7 protein-coding genes are annotated in these 9,293 nt (G+C 42.5%); 6 read left to right on the forward strand and 1 reads right to left on the reverse strand.

Annotated features, from left to right (window positions below; translation table 11 throughout):
- The first annotated feature begins 1,067 nt into the window (after positions 1 to 1,067).
- From VMW01_00435 to VMW01_00445, 3 genes are read left to right on the forward strand one after another with little or no spacing between them, the layout of a single operon-like run.
- Positions 1,068 to 1,757 (forward strand): hypothetical protein, encoded by a 690-nt coding sequence (locus VMW01_00435; GenBank protein HUW04702.1) that lies wholly within the window; start codon positions 1,068 to 1,070, stop codon positions 1,755 to 1,757.
- A 4-nt stretch (positions 1,758 to 1,761) separates the two neighbouring features.
- Entirely contained in the window at positions 1,762 to 2,484 is a 723-nt protein-coding gene (locus VMW01_00440; protein HUW04703.1) for a DUF3307 domain-containing protein, read from the forward strand.
- 9 nt (positions 2,485 to 2,493) lie between these two features.
- Positions 2,494 to 2,730, forward strand: coding sequence for a type I restriction-modification system subunit M N-terminal domain-containing protein (locus tag VMW01_00445; GenBank protein HUW04704.1), 237 nt, complete (start codon positions 2,494 to 2,496; stop codon positions 2,728 to 2,730).
- Between the two features lie 345 nt (positions 2,731 to 3,075).
- Here VMW01_00445 and VMW01_00450 read toward each other — a convergent pair whose 3' ends face one another.
- Positions 3,076 to 6,960, reverse strand: a complete 3,885-nt coding sequence (locus VMW01_00450; GenBank protein ID HUW04705.1) for a Pls/PosA family non-ribosomal peptide synthetase — start codon at positions 6,958 to 6,960, stop codon at positions 3,076 to 3,078.
- A 263-nt stretch (positions 6,961 to 7,223) separates the two neighbouring features.
- On the opposite strand from VMW01_00450, the gene VMW01_00455 reads away from it, so the two are divergent.
- From VMW01_00455 to VMW01_00465, 3 genes are all read left to right on the forward strand, one after another.
- The gene (locus VMW01_00455; protein ID HUW04706.1) at positions 7,224 to 7,427 is read left to right on the forward strand and encodes a tautomerase family protein; all 204 of its coding nucleotides are present in this window, start codon (positions 7,224 to 7,226) and stop codon (positions 7,425 to 7,427) included.
- Positions 7,428 to 7,871: 444 nt separating this feature from the next.
- Positions 7,872 to 8,258 (forward strand): hypothetical protein, encoded by a 387-nt coding sequence (locus VMW01_00460; GenBank protein HUW04707.1) that lies wholly within the window; start codon positions 7,872 to 7,874, stop codon positions 8,256 to 8,258.
- 357 nt (positions 8,259 to 8,615) lie between these two features.
- Entirely contained in the window at positions 8,616 to 9,218 is a 603-nt protein-coding gene (locus VMW01_00465; protein ID HUW04708.1) for a hypothetical protein, read from the forward strand.
- Positions 9,219 to 9,293 lie beyond the last annotated feature (75 nt).

Raw genomic sequence — 9,293 nt, forward strand, 5'->3', positions numbered from 1 at the left:
CAGTAGGTAAGCATGGAGATGAATCTACAATACAAGCGTATGTAAAGGGTCAAGGTCGAGAAAAAGAATATATAAAGATACACAGTCAGCAACTGTCTTTGTTTTAATACCTCGTCAGCTCTGCTGCGAGGTAGTTTATTAATTATGATTCACTCAAGAATAAGCTACCTGAAAAGTATTTCAACCCTGAACAAACAAAGGAGTTCATAACTAACTTTAATAAAAGTTGTGATTGGCAAAATAGAAAGGGAAAGTTTGTTGACTATTTCACGATGAAAAATATTGGAGGTACAGACCAAACAGCTTTTATATATGAGTATTTCCTTAATTGTGACAGCATAAGAATAATACTAACTTATAACATGACGAAAAATTCACCAGAATTATTCAAAATTAAAATTGAGCCAATGGAGGAAAAAAATCAGATGATTATTGACCCATCAAAACAACTTATACCACAATGACCCGCTAGCCCGGACACAAAATGCAGCAACGGCGCGGAACCGTCAAAAGGCCGGTTATTTCATGTCCTATCGTCCCTCCGTTCCAAACCTTTGCCAATAAGAGTTAATTCGCTTTTTAGAAGAAACTGGTAATACCAGCAGCATCGCCAAGAAATGAAAGCGCTTCCATGGGCCTCTGGCCCATATCACAAGTTAGGTAAAAGCGCAAGGCTGCAGCAACTAAAAGAATACCTAATTCTATTCATCCAAAAAGAACCCTGCCGATGCGCGATTCCCATTCAAATATAGCCCCAAAAGGCATCTATGCCGCTTCCACTTTGTAGGAATTAGAGGTGTTTTCCACCCAAAGAGATTGAACAAGTCCTATAGTTGGCTCGAAAGTTAGTGGCGTAGTAGTATTCGTATTAATAATGGTGGTGCTGGTTTATATGGTCATAATTTACCAATGAATTCAAATAGTAATGATACATCTTTAAATGTCGATAAAGATACTTTATCTATTAATGAGTCGATAGATTATGTATATAGATTCAAAAAACGATAAAAGTGTTTTATACATGTTATAATCGATAAAAGAATTATATTTGAAGAAAATCTACTTATATGAATAAGGCTGCAATATCAGGAGATATAATTGCTTATACCAGCTTGAGCGATGCTGATAAGAATAATATTGAAGCTGCAATTAAGCAACTATTTAAAGACTTAAAAGATAGCTTTGATGTATATGGCAGGATTATTAAAGGTGATTACATCGAGTGCTACATACCTAAGCCTAAAGATGCCCTAAGGATTACATTAGCTATCAAAAGTTGTATTAAATCGGTTTCGCCTGATAGTAATGAAAAAAATAATCGAAGAATAGATGTTTATAGGACACATGGAATAAGATTAGCTATAGGTATTGGTGAGATTAGTCGTCTAGATCTCAATAAAGGAATAATTGATGGTGATGCAATCTATTTTTCAGGAAGATTGATAAGTGAAACCAACGCAACATCAAATAAAGAAAGAATAGTGATCAAAAATACCTTGTTCATTAAAACAGTCAATGAGGAAGTGGATAGAGCGATGGAACCATTGTTCGCTCTTTTAGATGTTTTGATCAGTAAGGCAACGGCAAAGCAATGTTCAGTCTTGTATTTAAAGTTGTTAGGTAATAACGAAGAAGAAATTGCCAAAACTCTATCGCTAGCTCAATCAACGGTAAATAAGCACTCCACAAATCTTGGATGGAATGCTATTGATAAAGCCGTATTGTTTTTTGAAAAAGTGGTTGAAACTAAACTATAACTTTATGAGTATTATCGATTTATTAATACTTCAAATCTTAGCTCACCTCTTAAGTGATTATACACTCCAGAGTGATAAATGGGCTCAAAATAAAATTAGGAATGGATTTAAGAGTAAATATCAGAAATGGCATAGCCTAATAACAATTGTAATTTCATGGGCGCTATCATTTCAATGGCTATTCATAGTTGCTTCTGTTCCAATTGCGATTTCTCACTGGATAATTGATGGATATAAGAAAGACCTAAACAATCACAAAAAAATTAGAAAAATTTCCTTTTTTATCGATCAATCGTTGCACCTACTGGTAATATTAGGTTTTACTTTACTTTTTTACTGCTTTTTTTCAATCGAACCATATCTCAAACTGCCAGTAAATACTCATTGGTTATTAATTATTACTGGTTATGTTTTATGTACAAAACCTGCCAACATTTTTATTAAAGAGGTATTCAAGGCTTATGCTATATCAATTGAAAAAGAAAAAGAAGGAAATGAGGACGTCTTAAATGCAGGAAGACTAATCGGCATTATCGAGCGTGTTATAACTCTAACTTTAATCCTTTATGGTCAGTTTGAAGCCGTCGGCTTTATAATTGCTGGCAAATCAATACTTCGCTATAAAGAAACGGACACTTCCAAAACCGAATATGTTCTAATTGGTACATTGTTGAGCTTTGGCGTTGCCATATTAATTGGCATTGCAATCTTAAAATTTCATTTTTAAAACAGCCAGGTGCTTCAAAATAATTCTATTCTAAAATCATTGATTGACAAGCTCTGGCAAAACTTTTTGGGAGGTGGCATTGCCAACCCATTAATCGCCATTGAGCAAGTCACCTATCTCATTTTCATGAAGCGTTTGGACGATTTGGAAGCCAATCGTGTACGGGTATGCAGATTTTACCAGCGAAAAATACTGCTTGCACTAACCGCCCTCGTCCGTGTTAACGCACTAGGGCAATACAAATAAACCTCCCTCAAACTTCATCCCATTCCTTTTTTGCGTTTGTGGCGCATGCTAGGTGATAGATTTTACCACCATTTCAGCGTGCACCGCCACCGCTTTATGGGGGTTTTTTTCCATGGGCTAGCGCCAATGGCTACAAGCATACAACCCCTCCGGGGTAGGGGTTGGGGACGAAAAATACTTCGCCCTAGGGGTTGTGGAACTCTTTTACCGGTAAAAAGGAGACACACGATCGTGTGTCTCTACATTCTGTTCAATTCTTTTAATCCTTTAATCCATCAATGGCCGGATCTTCGCTTCGCTAAAACTTCATTTAACTTCCTCTATCTTCTTCTAACTTCTTTCGCTCTAACTCCTTCTCTTAATCGCCGGAGCTCCCACAAAGCTGTTGTTGGCCGGGAGCGTTTCGCTCTTCATAAGCACCGAAAGCGGTTCCAGTGTGGAGCAATCCTCCATCTTGGAGTCGTAGAGCACCACCGCCATGCCTCCAACGCTGCACTGCTTGCCAATATCCACGTATGACATCTTCATCACCCGGTCCTCGAACAGGTGGGTTTGCAGCGTGCAGTTGTCGTTTAGCACCGAGTGGTTGTCTATCTTAATGAGGTCGAACTCCGTAATTTGGGTGGTGTAGAGGCAAACACCCTTTCCAATTTTGCAGCCCAACAATCGCAGTGGATATTTAATAAAGGCTGTCCCGGTGAGGATATTCATGAAGAAGAGCACAAGAAAGTTCTCATATACCCCCGTTACCAGCTCGCTTCGCCAAACGTAGTTGCTCCAGAGGGGTTTTTTTGCGGGCACATACTTGCCAATAATAACCCATTTCAGCAGCACCATTACAAAAACTCCCAGAATGCCGGCACATAAATATAGAAAGGGAAAGTAGAGCAGTAGTTCGCCCAGATTACTTTCTACCTGTAGGTATGAAACGGCGTTGGTAATGAGTGCGGCAAACAGAATGAAGAGCGTGGCTGGAAGTATAACACGGAAAAACTCAATGGAGTAGCGCAGGATAAATAGCTTTCGGGTGGGCTTGTAGGTGCGCTTAGCCGAGAAGTCCATGTTGATGTCGCGCTTTGGCAGATACACCGCCGGCGAACCAAACCACGAGGTGCCATCCTTTGCGGGTAAATCGTTGTTGCTCATTTTTGAAAGCACCCCCACCAGCACATCGCTTCCCAGCCGTGTGTTGGGGCTAATAACGGCGCTGTTTCCCACAAAAGTTCGGTCGCCGATGTAGGTCTTTGCAATCTCAATGTAGCCGTTTCGCACGTGCGATGCCCCAATGGAGACGGAGTCGGCCAGAAAACATTCGTCGCCGGTTACCAGCAGGTCGGGCGATATAAACTCAACGGTTGATATCTCCACGCGCTTGCCCATCTTTACCCCCAGCATCTTGAACCAGAATTGAAGGTATAGGGTTGTGTAGAGCGTTCCAATTACCTGAATGCTCAACTTCATGAGCTGGTCGAAGAACCATTTCTTGTAGTAAAACAGGCTGTTTACTGGGTATTTCCCCTCCTTAATATTGCCGAGTAGCAACCACTTTAAAATGGTAATGATAACTGTAAGCAGCACCACAAACGAGAATCCGACAACCACGGTCATCCAGAGAAAGCCATAGCGTTCGGAAGAGTAATCGAGATGCGCAATGAGCATCATCCCAGGGAAGTAGGCCAGCATGGTTATAAGTGGAATAAAAAAGACGCTGGCAAACGAAAGCAGCGAGAATTTTTTCGACCATAGAGGAATGCTCTCCTGTGGCGCGTTAACCCCAATTTTAACGGCTGGTGATCCGCCCCAGTTCTCGTTGGCCGGAACGGCACCATTTTCGGGAATGAGCGTAAGATCTTCAATGGAGCTATTGTTGCCCATTTTGGTATTGTGGGCCAAGCTGCATCTGGTGCCAACAAAGGCATTGTCGCCAATCTCTATACTTCCAATTTGTAGGTAACCATCGGCAATAATGTAGCCTCGCATGTGCGTGTCGGTGCAAATGCTCACGTTATCGCCAACGGTTAGCAGGTCGAAGGCCGAAATGGCCGAGGTATTTATGTAGACGTTCTTACCCACCTTAGCACCCACCAATCGAAGGAATACGTTCATAAGGTTGGTGCCGGTAAAATAGGTTACAGGACAAATGTTTATCACCTTATCTACAATCCAAAACCGGAAATAGTAGCTGCCCCAAAGCTTATACTTCCCGGGCTTAATCTTTCCAAGCACGGCCCATTTCAACCCAATGGCAAAAGCCGAAAGAATGGGCAGAATGGCAAAATAGGCGAGGAGACTGAAGATAAGCGAGTCGATAACTCCATTGTCGGCTTGGTAGTAGTAGGAGTAAACAAAGAAGGGTCCAAGCCACTCCATCCCGAAGAGCAGGATGAGGAATAGCAGCGATACACCCTGAAAGAAGGTGCAGGTGTAGTAGCTGAGCTTCGATGGCGTGTAGATGTCGCGCTCACTACTCACTGTTTCGGTGTCTGCAGGCTTTTTATTTTCCAGCTCCTGTGCCAGATCGGTGAGGATGGGGAACTTGTAAACGTCCACCACCGACATGTTTTCGAACATTTTCAGCACCCGCATCTCCGAAACTACAATGGCTGCCAGCAGCGAGTGGCCACCCAAATCGTTGAAGAAGTGGTCGTCCATGGAGATGTCGTCGCGCTGGATATTTTTGGCAATTATGTTCACCATCTCCACCGCGTGTGGGGAGGTGGGAGGAACTATCGTTTTTTGAGTAGAAAAGGTTAGCGGTGTTTGGGGTGCGGGTAGCCTTTTCCGGTCAATTTTTTGGCTCGAGGTCATGGGAAGAGCCTCAATTACGTCGAGCGTGGAGGGAATCATGTAGTAGGGGAGCATTTCGCGGAGAAGCCTAGCTGTTGCTTCGCGGTTTATCTCCTCGTTGTCGCGCTTCACCACGTAGGCGGCCAGCTGCTGGGTGTCGGTGTCCAGCGCAACTGCTGCAGCCTGAACACCTGCACACTTCGTGAGCAGCGTCTCAATTTCGGCCAACTCCACCCTAAACCCGCGCACCTTAACCTGTGCATCGGCTCTACCCAGAAAAATGATTTCTCCGTTGGGCGCATACTTTGCCAAATCGCCGGTGCGGTAGTAGCGTTCCGCAACTCCTTTGAACCTATCGGTCTCAATAAACTTCTGGGCCGTTAAATCCTCCCTGTTGAGGTAGCCGCGCGCAATGCTTTCGCCGCCAATGAGAATTTCACCCTCTTCGCCCTTGTTAACCGGCTCGAGCCTATCGTTCACCAGCAGCACATCGTAGCCTTGGAGAGGCCGTCCAATGGTTACCTCATCCACTGCGTTCAGCTGCGCGTAGGTTGCAATTACCGCAGCCTCGGTTGGACCATAGGTGTTGAACACAAATCGTTCTGGCCTACACCAGCGGGCCGCAATCTCGGTGGAGCAAACCTCACCGCCAAAGATGAGAATCTTAAGGCCCGGAATGTCCTCCTTAACCATGGAGAGAAGGGTAGGGGCGCAGGAGAGAAAGGTGATGTTTAGCCTATTGAGAATGGCGGCAAATTGGTCACCGGAGCGCATAATTTCGAAGGTGCCAATAACCAGCGTTGCACCAACCGAAAATGGCACCCAAATCTCCTCCACCGAAGCATCGAACGATACGGAGAAACCCTGTAGCGCTCGGTCGGTTTCGTTTATGGGGTAAATGGCCTGTGCACCACGAATGTAGTTGGCCACATTCCGGTGTTCCAGCAGCACCCCCTTTGGCTTTCCGGTAGTTCCCGAGGTGTAAATGATATAGCAGAGGTCGTTATTCGAACGGTTTGTTTCGGTAGGCTTTGTGCTGGGGAAGTTGCTCAGCTCAGCAAGCTGGTAGTCGATATTGAAGATGTTGTGGGCGTTCAGCTGCGAACCAATGTGCTCAAGAATTTCATCGGAGGTGATAATCAGCTTAGCGTTGGCATCCTCCATTATAAAGTTGACACGTTCGGCTGGAATTTCGGGATCGAGCGGAATGTAGGCGCCTCCCGCCTTTAGCACCGCCAGCATCACTATGGGAACCTGAGCGCACCGTGGCAGCAGTATCACCACCTTCTCCTCTGGCCCAACTCCCTTCGCTTGCAGGTAGTGCGATAGCCGATTGGCCAGCTCGTCTGCCTCCAAATAGGTATACTTTACTTTGCCCTGCTCAATGGCATTGGCTGTGGGATAAAGATTTACCGAGCGCTCAAAAAAATTCTCTAAAAACATAACCATTTGGTGTTTGCGGTGCTATCTTGTAATGCTAAATATCGACAATTTTTGTGTTTTGAAATAGAATATTGCTCAGGAATGCAATTTAAAAGGTTTGTTGGCTCGTTTGCCTTACACCAGATGGTATTTTGGTTGCAAGATAGGAGTCACGGTGTACCGATGTTCCGCATTAAGAATTTTTAACCAAACAAGACTAAACGCTCGCAATCGTAAATCGTAATACATTTTACTAACTCGTTACAAAACAAGGAGGAAAAGTTATGCCCGTTATTCAAATTTCCATTCTGCCGCAATCCACAGAGAAGAAGGCAGAGATGTCGAAGGTGATAACCAACGAAATTCATCGCATTACCGGGGTTCCGAAGGAGGCCATGGTGATAATGTTTCAGGAGTTGCCAGCCGAGAACTTTGCCACTCATGGCGAGCTGCTTTCGGAGCAGTTTAAGCGAGCGCCTAAAAAGTAATGTGATTGTTCACGTTGATTTGCCATTTTAAATACCGCACCTCCTAGGGGTTGCGGTATTTCTTTTGGTGGTTCTTTACTATGTGAAAATCTCTGTTTTTTTTGAGAGTTAAAACGAAATCATAAAAGCCAAGATACCAAGATCGAGTTTAGTGTTTGCCATTTAAAATACAGAAACTATTTTGCATAAAGGTAAATAATTATTTACCTTTGTAATCTGACTTACTAATAATGCATGAAATGTTCTGAACTATACCGAATTCTGATAAAGGATGGCTGGTATCCTCTATCTCAGAAAGGCTCTCATGTTAAAATGAAGCATGATAAGAAAGCAGGGATCATCATATTTCCGAATCATGGAAGTCAAGAAGTTGGTAAGGGTCTTCAGCAGAAAATTGTTAAGGACGCAGGTTTGAAATTGGAGGATATTTAAAAGTTGATCGCCATGAAAAAGATAACAATGATAGTGGAAAAGACTGATACTGGTTTTTCAGCATTCTCCGAGGATTACCCCATTTTTACTACCGGTAGAACAATTCCCGAACTGATGGAAAACGCTCTTGAAGCTGCAAATCTTTGCTTTGAAGATGAGAAAGTGAATATAGCACAAGAAAATCTTAGGTTTGAGATTGATTTTAAGCAGTTTTTTCAACACTACAGAGTACTCAACTCTAAGTTTCTCGCGGATAAGATTGGCATGAATCCCACATTGCTTTCTCAGTATGTTCAGGGTCGCAAGAAGCCTTCTGAAGCTCAAACAGAGAAGATTTTAATGGGAATACACCAGATAGGGCAAGAACTATCGGAAATCAATCTTATTCATAGACATTAATAAAAAAGGCTAAAAACCATCGGCTCCATTAAACTTCCTTCGGGCGGTTGGGGTTGGCGATGAAAATGGAGATTTCTTGATAGCAAAACAGTTTCTAATGGTGGATGCCAATAGAGTCAGAAATCCCCCAAAACCCATAGCACGGGATTCGCATTCTTACTTATCCCACTTCCCGTTCAAAATTATCCTCTCCATGTTGCTGCTAACTTGCTTCCTTTTTTAATACCTTTGGTATAATTAATTGAGGGCGAGGGGTTGTACGCTGGAAATACAAAGCCCCTTTTTCTTACTGCTTAACCGTTACCTGCATTTGGAATTGATGCAACTGACTATAGATTTAATGATAAATTGTAACGTATGAAAGAACTAGCAATAATTCAAATATCTGTTACTCTAGCTTTCGCCAGCTGTAGCAAGGATAATAAGTCTGATAGTAGCAAGGAATTTGCAAGCGACAGCACCTCTTTAAAATATGTTGATTGTGCGGATACAAACATTATTAGTCTTTTCACAAATGATTCAATAACGATTTCCGTTGAAACCTGGATTGGGTATAATGGACCACATCCATATACTAACGAAAGAGTTAGTATTAAGTCAAATAATCCTTCTCGAATTATGATTAGCTTTGGTAAGATTCAAAATAATTCAGCGTGGTTATTGGACAAAGATTCTTTAATAGATGAATCATTAGAATGGCATAATTATTATGTTTCAGGAGGTTATGATCTTGGTCCGATAGGTTTTCGCTCTAAATATGTTGGAGTAAAAATTATGGATGATGGAAAAACGTATTATGGTTGGATTCATACTCCAACATGCTATAAAATGACAGAATATGCTTTTGATACAAGCAATGTAACTAATCGAAAAATATTTGCTGGCCGGTTAAAGAAAGCAAGATTCAACTCACAAATGCAACTTGGGTTAACTGATTGTATATTACAGTGGGAGCGATAAACCCTAGCCTTTTTCTAGGCCGACTGTTAAGCATCTCTTCCACCCACTGAACCTGCTCCTGCGTTATCGTTTTAA

Source organism: Williamwhitmania sp., from assembly GCA_035529935.1.
Taxonomy (GTDB): domain Bacteria; phylum Bacteroidota; class Bacteroidia; order Bacteroidales; family Williamwhitmaniaceae; genus Williamwhitmania.